Origin of the sequence: Neisseria dumasiana (genome assembly GCF_022870885.1) — a bacterium.
GTDB classification, from domain to species: Bacteria; Pseudomonadota; Gammaproteobacteria; order Burkholderiales; family Neisseriaceae; genus Neisseria; species Neisseria dumasiana.
Map to the genome: position 1 here is coordinate 1,427,697 of NZ_CP091509.1, position 20,342 is coordinate 1,448,038.

At 51.0% G+C, this 20,342-nt stretch carries 23 protein-coding genes; 5 read left to right on the plus strand and 18 right to left on the minus strand.

What is annotated here, in order from left to right:
• Nucleotides 1-7: 7 nt before the first annotated feature.
• The 16 genes from misR to LVJ88_RS06550 all read right to left on the minus strand — a co-directional run bounded on the left by misR (nt 8) and on the right by LVJ88_RS06550 (nt 13,874).
• Entirely contained in the window at nt 8-685 is a 678-nt protein-coding gene (gene misR, locus LVJ88_RS06475; RefSeq protein ID WP_054598680.1) for a two-component system response regulator MisR, read from the minus strand.
• Nucleotides 686-1,010: 325 nt separating this feature from the next.
• Nucleotides 1,011-3,365 (minus strand): MMPL family transporter, encoded by a 2,355-nt coding sequence (locus tag LVJ88_RS06480; protein ID WP_085418565.1) that lies wholly within the window; start codon nt 3,363-3,365, stop codon nt 1,011-1,013.
• 95 nt (nt 3,366-3,460) lie between these two features.
• Nucleotides 3,461-4,054, minus strand: coding sequence for a LolA family protein (locus tag LVJ88_RS06485; protein WP_085356984.1), 594 nt, complete (start codon nt 4,052-4,054; stop codon nt 3,461-3,463).
• A 15-nt stretch (nt 4,055-4,069) separates the two neighbouring features.
• On the minus strand, nt 4,070-4,798 hold the full coding sequence (locus LVJ88_RS06490) for a nitroreductase family protein (protein ID WP_085418564.1): 729 nt from the start codon (nt 4,796-4,798) through the stop codon (nt 4,070-4,072).
• Between the two features lie 47 nt (nt 4,799-4,845).
• Nucleotides 4,846-5,283 (minus strand): acyl-CoA thioesterase, encoded by a 438-nt coding sequence (locus LVJ88_RS06495; RefSeq protein ID WP_054598676.1) that lies wholly within the window; start codon nt 5,281-5,283, stop codon nt 4,846-4,848.
• Nucleotides 5,276-6,220 carry a lysophospholipid acyltransferase family protein gene (locus tag LVJ88_RS06500; RefSeq protein WP_085418563.1) on the minus strand — a complete coding sequence of 315 codons (945 nt, stop codon included), beginning with the start codon at nt 6,218-6,220 and terminating at the stop codon, nt 5,276-5,278. The genes LVJ88_RS06495 and LVJ88_RS06500 overlap by 8 nt, the downstream gene beginning before the upstream one ends.
• Before the next feature lie 16 nt (nt 6,221-6,236).
• Nucleotides 6,237-6,953 (minus strand): glycosyltransferase family 2 protein, encoded by a 717-nt coding sequence (locus tag LVJ88_RS06505; RefSeq protein ID WP_085418582.1) that lies wholly within the window; start codon nt 6,951-6,953, stop codon nt 6,237-6,239.
• Between the two features lie 24 nt (nt 6,954-6,977).
• The gene (locus tag LVJ88_RS06510; RefSeq protein WP_085418562.1) at nt 6,978-7,673 is read right to left on the minus strand and encodes a hypothetical protein; all 696 of its coding nucleotides are present in this window, start codon (nt 7,671-7,673) and stop codon (nt 6,978-6,980) included.
• 3 nt (nt 7,674-7,676) lie between these two features.
• Nucleotides 7,677-9,392 carry an ApeI family dehydratase gene (locus tag LVJ88_RS06515; protein WP_085418561.1) on the minus strand — a complete coding sequence of 572 codons (1,716 nt, stop codon included), beginning with the start codon at nt 9,390-9,392 and terminating at the stop codon, nt 7,677-7,679.
• Between the two features lie 64 nt (nt 9,393-9,456).
• Entirely contained in the window at nt 9,457-10,461 is a 1,005-nt protein-coding gene (locus tag LVJ88_RS06520) for a Fic family protein (RefSeq protein ID WP_085418560.1), read from the minus strand.
• Nucleotides 10,462-10,698: 237 nt separating this feature from the next.
• Nucleotides 10,699-10,926, minus strand: coding sequence for a DUF2798 domain-containing protein (locus tag LVJ88_RS06525; protein ID WP_054598670.1), 228 nt, complete (start codon nt 10,924-10,926; stop codon nt 10,699-10,701).
• A gap of 84 nt (nt 10,927-11,010) precedes the next feature.
• Nucleotides 11,011-11,550, minus strand: a complete 540-nt coding sequence (locus tag LVJ88_RS06530; protein WP_085418559.1) for a COG4648 family protein — start codon at nt 11,548-11,550, stop codon at nt 11,011-11,013.
• A gap of 315 nt (nt 11,551-11,865) precedes the next feature.
• Nucleotides 11,866-12,111: an acyl carrier protein gene (locus tag LVJ88_RS06535; RefSeq protein ID WP_054598668.1), complete on the minus strand. Its 246-nt coding sequence runs from the start codon at nt 12,109-12,111 to the stop codon at nt 11,866-11,868.
• A gap of 10 nt (nt 12,112-12,121) precedes the next feature.
• On the minus strand, nt 12,122-12,379 hold the full coding sequence (locus LVJ88_RS06540; protein WP_054598667.1) for a phosphopantetheine-binding protein: 258 nt from the start codon (nt 12,377-12,379) through the stop codon (nt 12,122-12,124).
• Nucleotides 12,376-13,134 carry a lysophospholipid acyltransferase family protein gene (locus tag LVJ88_RS06545; RefSeq protein WP_085418558.1) on the minus strand — a complete coding sequence of 253 codons (759 nt, stop codon included), beginning with the start codon at nt 13,132-13,134 and terminating at the stop codon, nt 12,376-12,378. The genes LVJ88_RS06540 and LVJ88_RS06545 overlap by 4 nt, the downstream gene beginning before the upstream one ends.
• The gene (locus tag LVJ88_RS06550; protein WP_085418557.1) at nt 13,131-13,874 is read right to left on the minus strand and encodes a beta-ketoacyl synthase chain length factor; all 744 of its coding nucleotides are present in this window, start codon (nt 13,872-13,874) and stop codon (nt 13,131-13,133) included. The genes LVJ88_RS06545 and LVJ88_RS06550 overlap by 4 nt, the downstream gene beginning before the upstream one ends.
• A 183-nt stretch (nt 13,875-14,057) precedes the next feature.
• Here LVJ88_RS06550 and LVJ88_RS06555 point away from each other — a divergent pair, with 183 nt between their 5' ends.
• Nucleotides 14,058-14,546: a hotdog family protein gene (locus LVJ88_RS06555; RefSeq protein ID WP_085418556.1), complete on the plus strand. Its 489-nt coding sequence runs from the start codon at nt 14,058-14,060 to the stop codon at nt 14,544-14,546.
• A 155-nt stretch (nt 14,547-14,701) separates the two neighbouring features.
• Here the strand turns inward: LVJ88_RS06555 and hisB are convergent, their stop codons facing one another.
• Nucleotides 14,702-15,646, minus strand: coding sequence for an imidazoleglycerol-phosphate dehydratase HisB (gene hisB / locus LVJ88_RS06560; RefSeq protein WP_085418555.1), 945 nt, complete (start codon nt 15,644-15,646; stop codon nt 14,702-14,704).
• Nucleotides 15,647-15,702: 56 nt separating this feature from the next.
• Complete coding sequence (hisC, locus tag LVJ88_RS06565) at nt 15,703-16,782, minus strand: histidinol-phosphate transaminase (protein ID WP_085418554.1); 1,080 nt, start codon at nt 16,780-16,782, stop codon at nt 15,703-15,705.
• A gap of 300 nt (nt 16,783-17,082) precedes the next feature.
• On the opposite strand from hisC, the gene LVJ88_RS06570 reads away from it, so the two are divergent.
• The 4 genes from LVJ88_RS06570 (at nt 17,083) to LVJ88_RS06585 (ending at nt 20,262) form a co-directional block, all read left to right on the plus strand.
• Nucleotides 17,083-18,123 (plus strand): endonuclease/exonuclease/phosphatase family protein, encoded by a 1,041-nt coding sequence (locus tag LVJ88_RS06570; protein WP_085418553.1) that lies wholly within the window; start codon nt 17,083-17,085, stop codon nt 18,121-18,123.
• 145 nt (nt 18,124-18,268) lie between these two features.
• Nucleotides 18,269-18,748, plus strand: coding sequence for an LPS-assembly lipoprotein LptE (locus tag LVJ88_RS06575; protein WP_085357071.1), 480 nt, complete (start codon nt 18,269-18,271; stop codon nt 18,746-18,748).
• Complete coding sequence (gene holA, locus LVJ88_RS06580) at nt 18,748-19,749, plus strand: DNA polymerase III subunit delta (protein ID WP_085418552.1); 1,002 nt, start codon at nt 18,748-18,750, stop codon at nt 19,747-19,749. The genes LVJ88_RS06575 and holA overlap by 1 nt, the downstream gene beginning before the upstream one ends.
• Nucleotides 19,750-19,842: 93 nt before the next feature.
• A complete protein-coding gene (locus tag LVJ88_RS06585; protein WP_054598659.1) occupies nt 19,843-20,262 on the plus strand; it encodes a hypothetical protein in 420 nt (139 codons plus the stop codon).
• Nucleotides 20,263-20,342: the final 80 nt, after the last annotated feature.

Consider the following 20,342-nt stretch of genomic DNA (forward strand, 5'->3'; position numbering starts at 1 on the left):
TCTTTTATCAGTTTTTCACAAACAAATAACCCAAACCGCGCACAGTCTGAATCAGGGAAGCATCGCCCAGTTTGTGACGGATACTCGAAATATGCACGTCGATACTGCGGTCGAATTTGGCCAGTTTGCGGTCAAGTGCTTCCACCGACAAGGTTTCTTTGCTGACCACCTGACCGGCATGACGCATCAGCACTTCCAACAGATTGAATTCGGTGCTGGTCAGCTCCAAAGGCACGTCTTTAATGGTGGCTTGGCGTTTGGCAGGATAAAGCACCACATCGCTTACGGCGATGCTGTTGGGGCTGCTGCTTTGCTCGCCGGATTGTTGCGCACGGCGCAAAATGGCATTGATACGGGCTAACAATTCGCGCGGAGTACAGGGTTTGGGTACATAGTCGTCGGCACCCATTTCGAGACCGATAATGCGGTCGATATCGTCGCCTTTTGCAGTCAGCATGATAATGGGAACCGTGCTTTGATTACGGACGTTTTTCAATACATCCAAACCGTTCATTTTCGGCATCATGGAATCCAGCACGACCACATCGTACTGGCCCGATAAAATTTCCTGCACACCGGCTTCGCCGTCGGGCACGCTGTGTACATTTAAACCCTCTGCCGTTAAGTATTCGGTTAACAGCTCGGTTAATAGAGCATCATCATCTACCAATAATACGCGACTCATGGTCTGTCCTTTACACGGTTATAGTATAGTGGGTGGCTGCGGTTGGCGGTTATGCAGCCGCAATGGTTAAATCTTAACATGCAAATCCCGCTCGCCATATCATCTGCTTCTATGCTTTTGCGCTTTTTTGCAATGCAGACAGCGGTCTTTACAATTCATTTGGAATATTGGCCGTTTTTACTCGGTGCCGGTGCGGTTTATTGTTGCCATATAAACCGGCCATACCTTTCAGACGGCCTGTTTTGCTAATATGGTTCGCTTGGCGCTGATTTCAAGCCATACACATATCCGTGCAATCAAAAAGCTGTTTTGCCGGCGTGCCGCTTTAACGGTTTGGCTGTTTTTCAAGCAGCCACGCTGCCGACACTATGTTAAAAATGACGCCGACTGCCACGGTTAAGCCGAAAGCCGAAACGGCCGGGGTGCTGCTCATGCCTAGCAATATAAACGATATTCCCGTTGTTAATGCGGCCAACATCATGCCGCCCAAGCGTGCGGGGGCGGAATGCTTGGCCGCAACCGCATATACGGCATAATCCACACCGACGGCTGAAACCAACAGCAGGCCGAACATGGCAAACAGGCTTACGGGAATACCCAGCCAGCCCAATACTGCTACCGTAGCGACCGCAGCGGCCAACGGCACGGCCAGAATGTTGGTTCCGCGCCTGCTGCCGAACATGCGCCACAACAACAGCCATGCCAAAGTATAGGAAGCCAATTTGAGCCATGCGGCCTGATTGCGGGTTTCGTGAAACAGCTCGTTCAAATGGGCACGTTTGTCGGCCCAATGTACCCCGCTCAAGCCTTGTACGGCGGTTTGAACCGCAGCCGGCTCACCCATGCCGTTCAAAAGGATAACGGAAGCAAACCGCCCTTTTTCTGGTTGGCCCAGATAGAGCGGGCGCCATGCTTCGGCCAGCACGGGCTTGAGGCCGTCTGAAAGTGTGATTGCGGGAGAAGCGGCTGCCTGATTCAAAGCTTGACGCAAGGCAGCACGCGGCACGCCTATTTCCTGCATGGGTTGCCACGCATCGGGCAGCCTCGCCAGTTCGTGCAAACGGTTTTTCAGTTTTTGCTGTTCGCTTACGGGCAACAGCCATTGGTCGAGCGACTGAATGCCCGCCAATTTTTTCTGCGTAATCAAGGGTTGTAAAGCTTGGCGGACTTCTGCGTTTTTCTGCAGCAACGCATCTTCGCTTTGTGCTTCTACCACCAAGTATTGCCCGCTGAAATCGGTGCCGGACAAAATGCTGATCTGCTGTGCCTGTGCAAGCAGTTCAGACGGCATATTTACCCACTGGCGGATATCGTCGCGCCAATCGCTGCGCCACAGCCCGACGGCCAGCAAAATACCGCCCACTATCCACCAACCGCGCCTGTGCAGGCGTTTTTTTACCTTGGATAAAAACCCGCCCCATTTCTCCACTTTGCCGGAAAAAGGCAGGTCTTTTACCGGATAGTGTTTGAACAATACCGGCAGCCATAACACCGTTGCACCAAACGCGCCCAATAATGCAAAGCCTGAAAATACCGCCGTTTGCCGTAATACGGGCAAAGGCGTAAACCACAAAAACGCATAGCCGGAAACCGTAATAAACAGGCTCACGGCAAATGTCGGCATCACATGGCGCATGGCGGCTTGAGGCCGCCACAGGCCGTCTGAAACGCCGTGATAGCGTTCTTCGGCACGACGGAACACCGACGGTGCCAGCCAATGCAGCGGAAAATCGACCAACATCCCCACCAAACTGGTGCCGATTACGATGGTGAGAATATGCACTTCGCCGAACATCAACAAAGTCGCAGCCAAACCCGTAACCATGCCGGCGGCCAACGACAATACCAGCCAAAACACGCGCATGCTGCGGAACACCCACAGCAACAATGTAAACGTCAGCAGCAGCCCTATGCTCCCCATCAGCCTGCTTTCCCGTTGTGCCTGTGCTTTGGCGGCGGCTGCAAATACCGCCCCGCCCGCACTCAAGGTTTCGGTTTGGCGTTGTGCCGCCAAATCGCGGCTTTTTGCCAACAGCGGGATCAACGCTTCGCTGGCATTGGCGATATTGTTGTTATCGGGCAGCCTGCCGCGCAGCCAAACCCAAGTTTTTCCCTGCCCGTCTTCGGTAAACAACATGCCGTTGTCTGCATTCCACTGCAAACGGCTTTGCGGGCGGGCGCGTTCGGTAACAAAACGCCCCAAACCGAGCCAATCTTGATCCGGCGGTAACGGCGAAGGAGCGGTAAAAGGGTTTACCACCGCCTCTGCACGCTCCTGAAAATACTGCTTGGGCTGCTCGAACAACAAACGCCGCTGTTGAGACGGAATCACGGCCAACCCCAATTTCTGAATGTCCGCCCGCACCTGCGCCAAATCGGGTGTGATGCTGCTGTCGACTTCGGCAAACACCTTGCTTTGCCGCCACAGCTCCGCAATCTCCGCCGCCGTCTGAAAAGCCGTTTGCGCATCGCTGCTGCCCGCCAACAATACAACCTGCGAATTAAGCTGTTTTTCGTTGGCCGCATCCGCCGCCTGCAACAGGGCATCGGGCTGTTTTTCCTGCGGCAACAATGCCGTAAGGTCGGTTTGCAACCACGAACCGGCCGCCATGTTGTACAGCAGAAAACCCAGCAGTAACGCCATCAGCGCAGTATAGGTGCGTCGGATTGAATCGGACATGAAAGTTCCTTATATGGCAATCGGTTAAGCAGGCGGATTTCTCGGCAAAATATAAAAAACGGCGGTATCGGCAGTTACCGGAAACGGCAAACCGCTTACAACGCCTGTTTGGCAAAGGCATCCAACTCTTTGCCTGTTTGAATCCGGTTAAACTGCATGACCGTGCGGTCGCCTTGTTTTTCGTTTAATTCGATGCGGCGTACCACATCGTCGCCGCTGATGTCGATGCGGGTAAAGATCTGTTTCATCAGGGCGGTTTTCGGGTCTAAACGCAGCGTCCATTTTTGCTGCGTGCCGGAAAGTTGCAGGTTGAACTGCTTTTCCAGCCCTTGCGTGTTGCCGCCGAGCAAGTCGAGAAACAGTTTGATTTGCTGTGTTTGGCCGCTCATTTTGCTTGTGTTGGCGGCAACCCAGTTTTTGCCGTTCCACTGCATGATGCCGTCTGAACGCACGCGCAGGCGGTTGTCGAACGGCTTTTGCATGTGCCACAGCAGGCCGCGTTTGGGCACCAGCACAAATTGGCCATTGGTGGTCATCGGTTTGCTGAGTGATTTGAGATAACGCTGCTGGGTAAACGCACCTTGCACGTTGTCGGGTTTTTGCAGGGTTTGGGAAAGTTCGGCGGTTGAAAATGCCCACAACAGCGGGCTGAATGCGGTTAAGGCAACGGCAAATATCGGTTTTTTCATCGTGTTCTTTCTTGCTTAAATTTCGCGGTAAACATCTTCAAACGGCAGGCGGAAGCGTTCGCCCCAGATGCCTTTGTTTTCTTTGCGTATGCCGCAGGAAATAATCATATTGATTTCGGCGCCGCGCGGCAATTTGAGAATGCGTTTTACCATTCGGGTATCCAAGCCCTCCATCGGGCAGGTATCGTAACCTTGTTCGGCCATCGCCAGCATAAAGGTTTGCGCCGCCAAGCCGCAGCTTTTGTGAACAACCGTGCGCACATCTTGCTCTGAAACGTCGACCACAATCGGGCGGAACAGGCCGATGCTGCGGGCGATTATTTGGCGCAACGAACCCATCAAGCCGAAACCGCGGGCATAGATAAACGGCATCAGTTTGCCGTAATAAAATTCCATTTTTTTCAGACGACCGGGGAGTCTGTCGGGCGGGCTGTTTCGGCTGAGGTTGCCGCGCTCGAAATCCAACACGGCTTGTGCACGCTTGCGGTATAAATCTTGGCGGGTAACGAATACCACCATCTGCTGCGCCGTTGCAGCCGCCCCCTGCCCCAAACATGCCCGGGCAAGTTGTTTAAGGGTGTCGTGGTTGGTGATATGGTAAAACTCGTAAAGCTGCATATTGGAGCTGCTCGGTGCTAGTTGGGCCAGCTTGAGGCATTCGCGCACTTTACTGCTGTTTAAGGTTTGATCGGCATCGTAATGGCGGACGGCACGGCGGTGCCGGAGCATTTCGGAAAGAGTCATGATGGTTCCTTGATACTTAAATTTGCCGCCCGTGCCGGAATTCGTTTTCAGACGGCCTGAAACGTCGGATGGCTTCTTACCGCTTCCAACCAGCTTTGAGGGGTTTCAAACTGCATCTCGCCGCTTTGCAGCGACACCGCTGCCTGCGTGGTGCCGGCTTTCGTGAGCTTCAAACCGCTCTCGGCATCGGCAATCGTATAATCAATCCGCAGGCAGCTTTCGATTTCGACCACCGCCAAATCCACGCGGATTTTTTGGCCGAAACGGGCGGGCTTCACATATTTCAGGTTCATCTGCACCACCGGCCAAATAAAACCCTGCCGCTCCATTTCCCGATAATCGTAACCGATGGCGCTGAGAAACGCACAACGCGCCACTTCGAGATATTTCACATAATGGCCGTGCCACACGATATGCATGGCATCGACATCGAAAAACGGCACTTCCAATTCTATACTGTGGCGGCAATAAACATGTTTAGCCATTGTGTTCATCGTTCCAGAAATCGTAAAAATTAAACCATTGCAGCGGATTTTGCGCACATTCGCGTGCCAATACGTCTGCAAAACCCTGCGCCGCCGCCTGTACCGCTGCGCTGCGCTCACTGCGCTTCCAATCGGCCGTATCCAAAAAACGCCGCAGTTTCAGATGATAACGCCCGTTTTGCTTAACGCAGAAAAGCGTGTTTACCCGCGTTTTCAACAAACCGGCCAACAACCACGCCCCTTGCGGCATTTCTGCCGGCGCTCCCAAAAAATCCGCCGTTACCGTTTTTTCCCCGCGCACGGGTATGCGGTCGGCGGCGACGGCAATCCACTCGCCCGCATCAAGGCGCTTATGCAGCTCCATCATCACCGCCGCATCCAAATCGGTTACCTGAATCAGTTGGATTTCATCCGCCCCCGCTTTGGCCAATGCCTCGTTAAACGCCTGCGCGTGGCGGCTGTGCACCAACACATTCAGCCTGAAGCCCTGATGATGCGACACCAACGCACGGCAGATTTCCACATTGCCCACATGCGAACACGCAAAAATCTGCCCGCGCGAATTGCACTGCTCCATGTCGGCATAAATATTATCAGGGTCTTCCACCACCAAATCTTCATAACGGATGGTGCGCTGCCACACCGCAAAACGGTCGCACACCGCCTCGCCAAACGCCACAAACTGCCGAAACACAGGCATACTTTGCGGCAGGCGCACATCGGGAAAGGCCGTCTGAAGCCGCCGCTGGTAGCGTGCGATATTGCGCCGCTGCTTGGGCGACGTGATATAGAAATACAGCACCACAAAGCCGATACACGGATTCATCAGAAATGCAGGCAGATATTTCACCATCAGCGTGGTAATGCCCAAAAACAGGCGGTTGCCGCGTTCGTTTTGCGCGGCCCAATGCGCGTTTGCTTTCGTATCCTTTTTCATATTTTCAGACGGCCTCTCACAGCTTCCCGCCCAACCGCCGCCGCACCATCTCGCAAAACAACCTCGCGTGCATTTTGCTGATCAGCACATTATCGTCAAACGCGCGGAAATGCGACACGCCGCCGGCTTCGTATTTCACCGGCGTTTTAATCCACACCGGTTTCACGCCGCGCCAATAGAGGCGGACAAGGATTTCCGTGTCGAAATCCATGCGGTCGCCCACCCGTTCTTCACGCACCACAGCCAGCACAGGGGCGAGCGGATAAAGGCGGAAACCGCACATACCGTCTTTTATATCGGTGGAAAACGTATGCACCATATTCCAAAAATCGGTGATTTTACGCCCGTAGAGCCGTGATTTCGGCGCATCGCTGCCGTACTGCGGCCAGCCGCATATAACCGCTTCGGGGTGTTGCGCCGCAGCCGCCAGCAACTTTTCCGTGTCGGCCAAACGATGTTGCGCATCGGCATCTACCTGTAAAACATGGGTGTAGCCCTGCCCTTCGGCGTACTTCAACCCCACTTTTACCGCCGCGCCTTTACCGCCGTTAACCGGCCGGTACGCAACATCAATGCCGTCCTGCGCTGCCAAAGCGTCCAATACCGGTTTGCAGTCCGCCCGCGAACCGTCGTCCACAATCAGCACATCCAAACCAAACCCGCGCATGGCTTGGGCAACTTGGGTGATGGTGGTCGGGTGGTTGTAGTGGGGGATTAGGGCTAGGGTTTTCATAAATTTTTCAATTTGCAATTAAGCTCATAAACTACTTAAAGTAGTTCCAAACAATGGATTATATTTTTTCGCTTCTTCGAGTGTGAAAACTGGTATTTTTGTTTTCAAGTAATACGTTTTATTAAAAACATCCACTACACCAATTGTTATTGAAATTTGATTATTAACAATTTTTGGCTGACAACCACCCCAACTTTCAGGCTGTTCAAAATAAACAACTCCAGAAGTTGATTTACCAACTTCTAAAAAAGTATCTTGTTCATTGAAAGTTAGATTATTCTTTTGTAACAAAAAAGGATATATTTTTACTTTGTTTCCAATATCAACTCGAAAATCTTCTAGTGCAATTGTTGGTTTTTTTAACCAAAATAATCTAAGTGTATATTTCCACCACAATGGGCAAAAAGGAATAAGATTCCAACGATATCCAATTTTAATATTTTTAATACTGGAGGCATTATTTCCGATGTTAGAAATATCTAAATAAATAACAAATCCAATTCGATAAGCATGGTAGCCATTAAATTCATTACCTGTTTCATAAATACAGCAAAAAGATGGGCATTCCAATAAAGAAATAATAAATTTTGGTTTCCTCCTCAACGAAGAAAAAATTCCACTTACCCAACCTAATATGATAGTTAATATAAAAATGGCTAATGACAAAACCCCTTGATTTGCGTTCAACCATACTACTACTTGTTTAAATAAGCTTTCCATTTTTCAGACGGCCTCAAACGCCCCAAACACAATCCGCCCAGAAGCACACACAGCTTCATGGTTTTCCAGCTTAAACGTCAGTTTGTTTTTATCCGCATCGTATTTCAGCTCTGCAAACACTTCATGATGCGGGCGCAGGAATTGTTGGTATTTCAGGTTTTCCACGCGGATGATGTTTTGTTTGCCCCATTCAAACCGTTCGGCCAAATCGCGCACCCATTGCAGTTCCACCACGCCCGGCACCAACGGGAATGTGGCGAAGTGGCCGCCGAAATACACCAAATCCAACGGTACGCGGCCCTCGAACATATAGGTTGCGGCAATTTCAGACGGCCTTTCTTTCCAAACGGGCACAGTTTGTGCTTCGGTAAAGGCCGTCTGAAAATCCGCCGCCGTGATTTTGGATTGTGCATTGCGCGGCAGGCTGTCGGTAAAACGCCAGTAGCGCGGCAAAGCCACCGTATCTTGCGTGGCGGCGAGATGCTGTTTTAAAACCGCCGCCACCGCCGCCCTGCCCCGTTCCTGCAAGGCTTGGATGCCGTCTGAATTCAAGGCTGCCCACACGGCGGGGCGTTTGTGCTGCGGGTGCTGGCCGCAATAGGCATCGGCAATCCATTCGTGCGCCAGCAGGTCGTGTTCGATTTGGTTTAATGACACGCGTTTGTCCTCAAATTTGATAATCCGGTCTTTCCGCCCGAGCAATAAAAAGCCTTCGGGCTGCATTTCCACCATATCGGCGGTTTGAAAGCGGCCGTTTGTCCACGGCGATTGCGCCCACAACGCGCCGTCCTCGTCCTGCCCGATTTCCACGGCAGCAAAAGGCTGCCATTCGCGGCGGTGGCGGCGGGACGCAATCACGCCGGTTTCGGTGCTGCCGTAAATCTCAAAAGGCCGCACGGCATGTTTTTCGAGCAAATCGGCGCTTGCTTCGGGCAATGCGCCGCCCGCCGATACAATCCCCGCTACTTTGCCGCCCACCGCCTGCCAGTTGCGCGCTTCGCCCAAACGGTTCAGCACCGCCGGGCTGGCAATCCAAACGCATTTTCCACAAGCTGCGGTGGCCGCCAACAACGTTTCGGGGTACACATTTTGCGGGCGCACCATCGTCCACCCCATTGTGAGCGCAAGTGCAAAGCGGAAGGTAAATCCATACATATGCTGCGGGCTGACGCTGCCGATAACCGCCGGATGGTCGCGCCCGAAAGGAACGGCCTCTGCCAAAGCCAACGCTTCCGCTTCCATTTGAGCCGCCGTTTTCACAATCACCTGCGCCCCGCCGGTCGAGCCGGACGTTTTCAGACAGGCTTCGGCATCGGCAGGAATCAACAGATTATCCGGCATCGTGATTTCAGACGGCATCTCGCTCAACACCGCAGGAATGCTGCAAACCTTATTCGCGTGAAGGCCGTCTGAAAACGCTTTTTCATGCGGCGCATCCGTCAGCCACACATCCGCCGTATTGCCCCAATCCACATTGTCCCGCGCCAAATTCGGCGGCAACAACACCTTCGCTCCCGCATGCCACGCCGCCAGCACCGCGCAGGCAAAAAACGCGGCATCTTCAAACCACAGAGCGGCGGTTTGCACGTTTTGCGTTTTCAGACGGCCTGAAAGGCAGATAACGGCGCGGTTAAAGTCGGCGCGCGTCCAATCGGGGTTGGTGGCGATTAAGTTGTTAGAAAGTGTATTTGGAAGCAATATATTAGTGAGTGTATTCATGATTTAAATCACTGTTTTTGATTGCATGATCAGGCGGCAATTCAACACCTAAATGACATGAAATTCAGTTATCAAACGGCTTTGATTTCAAATCCCGCACCAAACGGTAAACCCTGCCTTTTCCCGTTCCCACCGCTTCCAACAAGCCGGCTTCGGTCAATTCGACCAGATATTTTCTAACGGTTGCCGCTGATTTTCCGGTCAGTTGCTGCGCCCGACTGTTGGAAATTTCCGTGTTTTCTTCAAGGTAGCGGCGTATCGGCAAATAGGCTTGGCGGGCCTTTTCGCTGATTTTGACACCGGCCATATCGCTTATTGAATCAAACGTGTAAGTTTTCAAAGTTTGCAGAACCATATCAAGCATAAACTCGACAAATACGGTTGAATCGTTGGCCTTATCAGCCTCGGCCAAAACACGGTAATAGCCCGGCTGGTTGCTGTACACCATCGTTTCGACGGGTATCCACGCAAACAAGGGGTTCCATCGGCTCAACATCACGCTTTGCCACAACCTGCCTATGCGGCCGTTGCCGTCTTCAAACGGATGTATCATTTCGATTTCGTAATGCACTACGGCACTTTTTACCAACATGGGCGTATCGTCGCTTTCTGCCCATGCAAACAGTTTTTCCATCAAATCGGGCACAAACTGCGGTCGCGCGCCCATGTGCAGCAATGTGCCGTCGGCGGCAAAAATACCCACATCTTTATGGCGGAAACCGCCCGCCCTACCAACAATGCCTTCGGTTAACAAACCGTGCGCTTTAAGAAAATCATTGATGCTGTATGGGTTGTAATTCAAGATTTCTTCATAAGCGTCATAAGCGTTTTTCACTTCCCGAATTTCTTTCGGACTGCCCAACACCCGTTTGCCGTTAATGATATCGGTTACTTGCTCTATGGTTAACGAATTGTTTTCAATAGCTAAAGACGATTGAATCGAGCGGATGCGGTTTTCTTTGCGCAAATGCAGATTCCGCTCGTATTGAAATTGCAGACGGCCGATAATGTGTGAAATCTCAACCATCAAGTTAAGAATATGATTGGTGATGATGAAAGGCGGCTTCATGGCGGGTTTCCTGATGTTCAGGCGGCACAAATTGAGACATTAAATTATACCGCTTATTTTATCGCTCGTTATATCGCTTATTTTATCGCTTATCTCTTCTCCACCCATCCTTGCCGCATGAGGCCGTCTGAAAGCACGCACAGTATAGAAAAACGCGATTCAGCAAAAGGCCGAAGCCGAATACAGCAAAATAAATCTATATCAATAGAAAACCGACAAGCAGCGAAACGGTTGCAATTACTCCACCGACCACTCCACCAGCTTCAACACCACAGGTCGCACGCCCAGCAAGCTCACGAAAGCTATCGGCCAAGTGATGATATAAGCCTTGATAAAGCGCGCGAAATAACCCGCATCTATACCAGTGTTCAATGCCACCAGCACACCGCTTACGATAAACACCATAATGGCAGAAGCGTAGAAAGAAAATGCCAAACCTGCGTATTTTTTCGGTAATTTTTTCATCGTTGTTCCTTTTCTATTTTAATTTTCCATAGCATGTTATCCGGATACCGGCCTGAAAACACAATCATCTTTTTTCAGACGGCCTCAAACTTTCAACACCGCTTTACGGTACAGCCACTCGCCCGCAAACAACACCCCCATCAAGATATACGAAACCATGCCGGTATAAACCGCCCACCAATCATACCGGCCGGAAAGTGCCAGCAGCCCGGAAAGGGTAGCGTTGAAAATAAAAAACATGCACCAAATTTGCGTTACCCGGCGGGTATAGCGCACGCCTTCGGGCGGCAGATCGGGGTTTTGCAGGCGGGCGAGGCGTTCGATAAGGGTTTGTTTAGCAAAGAGGCTGGTTCCGAACACGGCAAGCATCAGCAGGCTGACGGCAACGGGATACCAATACATGGAATCAGGCCGTCTGAAAACAATCACTACGGCAAAAAAAGCAGCCAGCAGCAGGGAAACGGCTTGCTGGGCACGGGTTTTCTGCATCGCGGCGCGTATCAGCCACAAGGCGCACATGGCGGCGGCAAGCCAGAAAAACGCGCCGTGTTCGCGGCCGTAATACCACAATAATGGGTAGGCGATACTAACTATGGCGAGCAAGACTTGGCCGATAATCTTCATAATGGCTTTGAATCAATGTTATTGAACGTTATAGGCTTTTTGCTTTTAAATCGAATACACAAAACACGTTTTCAGACGGCCTAAGATTTCTACAATCTTATCTGCGGCGCATTTCTTAGTGTGTGCTGTTCGTCCGCTTGCCTATCCATTTAAATATACCTGTATTCGTTGCGCTGCTGGGCCTTGAACTGCTCAGGCTTTCAACCTGTTTTTTGCTATTCTTTAAAAAAAGGCCGTCTGAAAACCGATCCGCACATAGCAAAACGGCGGGCTTAGGATGCCCGCCCTTCGGCTAGAGAACAAGCTGAACACTGTTTATTCTGCCTGTATTTTCAACACGGCCTGTACCACGTCTTCTACGGTGCGCACATTGCGGAAATCTTCGGCCTTGAGTTTGCGGCCGGTTTCGCGTTTGATATGGTCGATCAAATCGATGGCGTCGATGCTGTCGATTTCCAAATCTTCATAAAGATTGGTTTGCGGTTGGATACGCTCGGGTTCGATTTCAAACAGATTCACCAAAGCATCGCTTAAAATCCGGCGGATTTCTTGTTCGGTCATGATTCACTCCTTAAGCTTGGCGGGTGCGGACAAACTCGGCCAAAGCTGCAACACTGGCAAAGTGGTCGCGCAAATTGTCTTTTTCGCCGTCGAGCTGGAAACCGAAGGTTTTCTGTACCGCCAAACCCAACTCCAAAGCATCTACCGAATCCAAGCCCAAGCCTTCGTCGCCAAACAGGGCGGCATCGGTTTCGATGTCGTCGGCGGTAATGTCTTCCAAGCCCAAGCTGTCGATAATCATTTGTTTGATTTGTGTTTCTAAATTCATGTTGTTTCTCTTGTGAAATAGTCTTGCAAATAAATATTTAAACGCCTTGCAGCAATAGGCAGGGGCTTTTCGGCGAGCCAGTCTTGCGGATGAATATCGTCGCCCACGGTAATTTCATAATGTATGGTACGGGGCGGGATTTTATACCACGGTTGCCCTTTTTTGAAATTCGGCGGATTCATTTTGATGCACACAGGGGTAATCACCCGCGCACTCCTCAAACCGATAGATACCGCACCTCGGTGAAGCTTGATTTGGCCGTCCCAACCCGTGCGCGTGCCTTCGGGAAAAATAAGCAGGCTTTGCCCGCTTTTAAACACGGCATCCACTTCTTCCATCATTTCCAGCGATTCGTCGTTGGGGATATAACCCGTAGCAAGAATCTGGCTTTTCATGGAAGGATTGTTCAGCAAATCTTTTTTAACGATACAGTTCATTTGAGGCACATGGCCGATCAACAACACTACGTCCAGCAGCGACGGATGGTTGGCCAACACCAACTGCCCCGGCCTGCCCAGCTTTTCCAAACCGTTGAAGCGCACAGTCAACACGCCCGACCAAACCAAATAGCCTGCAAACCATTTCCAAACCCTGCCGATCAGCCGCCGCGCCTGCATTTGACGCGCGATGTCATTTTGGGTGTCGCTCAAGGTGTAAGGAAGCAAAACGATTTTAAACAGCACACCCACCACACCGAACAATATGAATCCGAACAATGTTGCAACAAAGCGGCGGTAATAATTCAATGACTTCATAAAGTTTTCTGCCACAACCAACAGCGTTTTCCGTAGCATCTGGTTTCTTCGTGCCGATTTGAAAGCATGAAACGTATCCAATCAAGCGCGCCCCAATAGCTTGGGTTTTCATCGCTTTTTTCGCCGTACGACAAAGACAAACGGTATTGCCGACCCGGTTTCAACAACATTGCAAGCGCATAGGGCATAGGCGCGCGTTCGGCTTCGAGTGCATATTCTTCCGATAAAGGATCATCTGCCACTATCAGCAAAACTTGTTGCGCCCCTTCCTGCATCAAGGCATAAGCTTCTGCCAAAGCCGTCTCCAAACCGTCGCTGCCCACCGCCAAAGCGGTGTTTTCACGCATATCTTTGCGCAACATCGACCATTGCCCCACTTGCGCGTTGTGTACCGATAACCCGAAAGACGTAGGCGATACGGTATGGGTTTTCATCAGCTCAAGCCACAGCTCGAAACTACGGTTTAATTCGCCGTCGTGCGAGGCAAACACCAAAGCGCTTTCAGGATACTGTTCTGCCAGATTCCATGCCGCATCACACACCAAACGGGCAGCTTTGCCCAAACGCCGCCGCTGCATGGCAGGTAAAAAAGCCAGCTCGGGTTTATAATCGGGTTGCGTGTCGGCAAACCGTGCATCTGCCACCCATTGCTGCCAAGCTTCCAAACCTGCCAGCTTTCCCGACGAAGCCTGCCAATCGGCGATATCGAAAGAAAAGTGGCAATGAGACAAAGGATTCATAGCGTTCCCGGCATCAAAAAAGGCGCTTATTTTAACCTAAGGTGTTAACAAAAAACAGTAATGCAATATAATCGCCTGATACAGGTGTCGCATGAATGATGATTTTACACTTCATTCATTCCAACACATCGCAACATTTTTTCACCCACATCTTAATTACCACCCCATTGATTACTATATTCCATGAATACTCCGCTTGCCTGCCCGATTACTAACGTCGCCCCGTTGTTGCCTCATAGCGGCCCGATGGTCATGCTCGACTGCATTTCCGATTATGGTGCCGACTACCTTACCGCAACCGCTTCAGTTGGTGAAAACCATATTTTGCTGTGTAACAACCGCCTGCCTTGTTTGTCAGGAATCGAAATCATGGCTCAGGGCATAGGCGCATTGGTAGGTTGCCATGCGGTCAACTCGGGAGAAGCAGTCAAACTGGGCTTTTTGCTCGGCACTCGTAAGTTGGATTTATTTGCCGACAATGTACCGGTAGGCACCAAATTAACGGTTAAAGTTAAAGAGTCCATGCGCGATGCAGGAGGATTCGGTGTTTTTGATTGCACACTTCATTGGACGGATGCCCCCGAACACGAAAAGCACCTGTTGCCTGCCGACGGCCTGCTGTTACAGGCTGCTTTAAATGTTTACAGCCCGAATGAAACCAAATCTGCCTGATTGCAAGAAACAAAATTCATTTTTACAAGCCGGTTGCAACCATAAATAACTTTTGCCAACATTGGCTTTTCAGACGGCCTCATACAAAAATCCCTTAAATACACAAGTATTTAAGGGATTTTTATCACTCAAATATAAAATCCGGCCGGGCCTGCTTAAGCTGTGAGCGTACCTTTGGTAGAAGGTGTTTGACCTTGCATACGGTCATCAAATTCTACGGCCATGCGCAAAGCGCGGCCGAATGCTTTGAATATCGTTTCGGCTTGATGATGGGCATTTTTACCCCGCAAATTGTCGATGTGCAGCGTCATCATGCTGTGATTAATCAAACCGATAAAGAATTCGCTAAATAAATCAACGTCAAACTTGCCGATCCATGCACGGGTATATTCAACGTTGTAAACCAAACCCGGGCGGCCGGACAAATCGATAACAACACGGCTCAAAGCTTCATCCAACGGCACATAGGCATGACCGTAACGGCGGATGCCGGCCTTATCGCCCAATGCTTTTTTCAATGCCTGCCCCAAGGTAATACCGATATCTTCTACCGAATGGTGGTCGTCGATATGCAGATCACCTTTGCAGGTAATGTCCATGTCAATCATGCCGTGGCGGGCAATTTGAGCCAGCATGTGGTCGAGAAAAGGCACGCCGGTATCGAAGCGGCTTTGGCCGGTTCCATCCAAATTAATGGCAACCGTAATTTGCGTTTCATAAGTATTGCGGCTCACAATCGCCACGCGACCTTCTGCCTGCTCGAAATCCAATGCAGGCCGGGGGGCATACATGTGCGCCTCTTCGGATTTACCTTCTGCCAAGCGGGCGGCTGCCTCTGCTTTTTTGCGTTGTTCAGCCTCAGGATCATGCTCGCGGTTCATCCAGCCTTTGCGTTTACCCATGCCGTTTTCCAGCTTGGCAAGCAGCGACGGGCGGATACCGCGGCCGTTTTCATCGTCGCTTTGCAGTTCCAAACGCCGTTTGATTTGCGATAACGACGCCGAATTGTCATAACCGCAGCGTCTGGCCAGCTCGGCCATGGAACCTGCTTCTTTAATTAAAAGGTGTAAGTTTTGTAAGTGAAGTTGCGTTTTATTCATAACTCTTTTCCGAATAAATGTTGTTGGTTGTTTAATACTGATTACCGCTGAACAGTTCAGGCATAAAGTTCGCGGATAACTGCCAAAACCGCATCATTTTGGTGCGGTGCACCTACGGTAATGCGTACACATTGTTCCAATAGCGGATGAACCCCGTGTAGTTTTTTGATTAAGATTTTTTGTCGTTTTAATGTTTCGTAAAGCATGTCCGCATCGGGAACACGCACGGTAATAAAATTCGCATCGCTGGGAAAAGCTTTCAGACGGCCTATTTCAGATAAAGCGGCAAACACGCGTTCGCGCTCTTCTTTCAGTTTGGCTGTTGTATTGCGGATTTGTTCCGCATGGTGCAAAGCAAATTTAGCGGTCGCCAAACTCAACTGGTTCATGTTGTAAGGGGGTACGATTTTCGCCAATTCATCAATAACGGCCGCGCATCCCGAAGCGTAGCCGATACGCAAACCTGCAAAGCCTATTTTGCTGATGGTTCGCATCACAACCAGATTTTCTATGCTGCCGGCTTGGGGCAGGAAACTGTCGCCGCTGAATGCGCCGTAAGCTTCATCCACAACCACAATCCCTTTGGCTGCCGCAATAATCTGCTCCACTTCTTCACGTTTGAAACACACGCCGGTAGGATTATTGGGATAGGCAACAAATACCAAAGCGGGATTGTGCCGTTCGATTGCCTGCAACACGGCGGCCAAATCAAGCGTGAAATCTTCGTTTAGCGGAACCCCTACATAATTCATGCCATACAATGCCGCATTGTGCTTGTACATCACAAAACCCGGCTCCGGAGCCAAAACCGATGCGCCTGCTTTGGCCACCAACATGGTCAGCAGCTGAATCAGCTCGTCCGAGCCGTTACCTAATGCAATTTTCGCTTGTTGGGGAATATCGAATGCCTTGCGCAAAGCTTCTTGCAAACCGCTGGTAGCAGGGTTGGGATAGAGATGGACGGGTGCTTTTTTGATCAGCTCTGCCCATTCGTCAAGCAGGGTGGGATTGTCTGCAAAGGGATGGTAGGGGCTTTCCATCGCATCCAGCTTGATAAACCCTTCGGGCAAATCGGCAACCTGATATGCCGTGAGAGATTGAATATCCGGCCGGATAAAATCGGATAAGGTTGTCATCTTAATTTTTCTCTTGTCACATTTATCATTTCAAATGTAGGGAGCTAATGTTATAGAGGTTTTGCGTTAATGTATTATAAGTTTCTATCAAAAATTTAATTTTGTATGACATTATATTATTTTCTTCAAGATAATTCACTATTTTTTTAATCAGAAGCCTTAAAAGATTTCTGAAACAGTTATTAAAATTTATTGTTTTACAACAGAATAATATAGTTTTTTTAACAAACAATTGCTTTTCTCATTTAGAATGAGCCGAACACAGTTCGATAACTTTGTCTCCACCGCAGGGAATCCATTATGACCTACTATGCCGGACTGAAAAAAATTACCGATCTATCCATACGCCACCGCACCATTCAAGGGTTGCAGCGCTTGCGTACCGCATTGGCCGCGCAGATTCCCACACGCACCGTTTCCGATACTCTGCTTTTGGCAACTTGGAACATCCGCGAGTTTGATTCGGGCAAATACGGTTACCGCAGCGAAGAGGCTTATTATTACATTGCCGAAATTCTCAATCATTTCGACCTGATTTCCATACAGGAAGTGCGTGACGGCCTTTATCCCCTGCAACATTTGCAACGGCTGCTGGGCGACAATTGGCAGTTTCTCGTTACCGATGTTACCTTGGGTACATCCGGCAACTCCGAGCGCATGGCGTATCTTTACGACCGTCGCAAAGTCAGCTTCACAGGCTTGGCGGCCGAACTCGTGCTGCCTAAAGACAAAAACGCAGAAACCGAACCCCTGCAACTTGCCCGTTCGCCTTATGTGGCGGGCTTCAAAGCCGGCTGGGCCTACCTGACACTCGCCACCGTGCATATTTACTACGGTAAAGGCGTAGCAGTTGATCCGCGCCGTTTCGACGAAATCAAATCGTTCAGCCGAACCATTGCCAAACATGCCGCCAAACTTTCCGGTGCGCCCCAATATGCACCCGGAGCCGAAGTTAAACCCGACAACCTCATCATGCTCGGCGACTTTAATATTTTCAACCGTAACGACGTTACCATGCAGGCCATTACCGAAGCAGGTTTTGTGGTGCCGGAAGAGCTTAAGCACATTCCCGGCTCCAATGTTGCCAAAGACCGCCATTACGACCAAATTGCCTACTACAAACAACTGGCCAGACTCAAACCCACCGGCAACGCAGGCGTATTCGACTTCTTCGAGCACGTTTACCGCCTGGAAGACGAATCGGCCTATGCCCGGGAAAGAGAAACCAAGCCCGGCCGCAGTTTCAAAGACTGGCGCACCTACCGCATGAGCGACCACCTTCCGATGTGGATTGAATTAGGCATCGACGATACCGACACCTACTTAAACAGCTTGAAATAGCATGAGGCTGTCTGAAAATATGCTTTCAGACGGCCTCATGCCTGTGCCGAACGCCACCGCAGGCTGTATAGCAATGGCGCGGCCTGACAAACACTTGGGTCATAAGCTATAATCCATGCTGTTTTTTTAGCCGATGAAAGCCGTTATGAAAAAAATACTTCTACCCGCCGCCGCATTGCTGCTCGCCGCTTGCGGCTTTCATTTAAAAGGAACGGGCAGCATCTCCGGCACTCTGCCTTATACCTCTTGGCACGTTGCCGGTGCGGAAATCATGAAACAGCCGCTGGAAAACGCACTCAGACGCGCCGACGGCAAGCCCCTTTCCGCCACGCAGGCCCAAGCGGCGGTTACCGTAACCCATATTGAAACCCGCCGCGACATCTACACCATCACCCGAGCGGCCGACATCAACGAATATCTGCTGGCTTTGCGGGTAGAAGCCCAAGCCAGCGTTAACGGCCGGCCTCAAGGCGACCCGATCGTGGTGCTCATCGAACGCAAAATGGATTATGCCGACAGCGAAGTGCTGGGCAAACAGGAAGAAGAAGCCACCATTTGGGCAGAAATGCGTGCCGATGCCGCCGACCAAATCGTGCGCCGCCTAACCTTTTTGAAGGCTGACTGATGCCGGTGATCAGTATCGAACAGCTGTCGCCCGATTTGCCGTTGAAACCGCTGTATGTGATTCACGGCGAAGAAGATTTACTGCGCGTTGAGGCTTTGGACACTTTACGCGCCGCCGCCAAGCAACAAGGCTATCTCAACCGCGAAGTTTATACCGCCGATAACTCGTTCGATTGGAACGAATTATTGCAGTCTGCAGGCAGCATGGGCTTGTTTGCCGACCTGAAGCTGCTGGAAATCCATATCCCCAACGGCAAACCCGGCAAAAACGGCGGCGATGCGCTGCAGTCGCTGGCGGAAAATCTGCCGGAAGACACCGTGATCATTGTAATGCTCCCCAAACTCGAACGCGCCCAAACGCAGGCCAAATGGTTCGGTGCGTTGGCGGCTCACGGCGTGGTGCTCGAAGCCAAAGCCGTTAGCGGCGCAGCCCTGCCGCAATGGATAAGAGGCCGTCTGAACGCTTTAAAGCTCAATATCGAACCCGATGCGCTGGCTTTGTTTGCCGAGCGCGTAGAAGGCAATCTCTTGGCCGCCAAGCAGGAAATCGACAAGCTCGCCCTGCTGCACCCTGCCGGCCATCTCGTGAATATGGCGGATGCCGAAGCCGCCGTTGCCAATGTTGCCCGTTTCGATGTGTTCCAGCTTGCCGGCGCGTGGATGAGCGGCGACAGTATCCGTGTCGCCCGCCTGCTCGAAGGCTTGGAAGCCGACGGAGAAGAACCGGTGTTGCTGCTGTGGGCGGTGGCCGAAGACATCCGCACCCTTATCCGCCTGACCGCCGCGCTGAAACAAGGCCAAAGCGTACAGGCCGTGCGCAACAGCCTGCGTTTGTGGGGCGACAAACAAACGCTGGCACCGGCGGCGGTCAAACGCATCAGCATTAACCGCCTGCTTGCCGCCTTGCAGGAATGCGCCCGCATCGACCGCATCATCAAGGGCGCAGAAGACGGCAATGCTTGGGCCGAATTCAAACATCTGGTTACGGGCTTGGCGGGATAACGTATAATTACCCCCATCTATCAAACAGGCCGTCTGAACACTCACTTTCAGACGGCCTGCAATAAACTGCATTGATTTAAGGAAACACAACGTATGGATAACAAAACCAAACTCCGCTTCGGCGGTCTCGCTTTGCTGACTGCCGCGGTATTAAGCTTGATTTTTGTTTTATTTACCGACTCTTGGCCGATTGCCATTTTGCTGGCCGTAGCCGTCGTGGCCGGCACGGTTTTCGGTTTGATTTGGTCTTCGCGCCGCCAACAGCGCCAGTTTCTCGAGCGTTTGAAAAAATTCGACATCGACCCCGAAAAAGGCCGTGTAAACGAAGCCAACCTGCGCCGCATGTATCACAGCGGCGGCCAAGCGCAAAAAGACGTGATTACGATTTTGTGCATGGCACAAAAATGCTCGGTTGAAGAAGCGCACGCCATGATGAAAAACCGCCCTACCCGCCAACAAATGAACCAAATGGCACAACAGCAAATGAAAGGCCAGCGTCGCCCGCACCGTTGATCGGATGCGCCTTATACCGGTTAACACCCTGCACAGCATAAAAGCTGCCTGATAACTTCAGGCAGCTTTTTTCAGTTCTT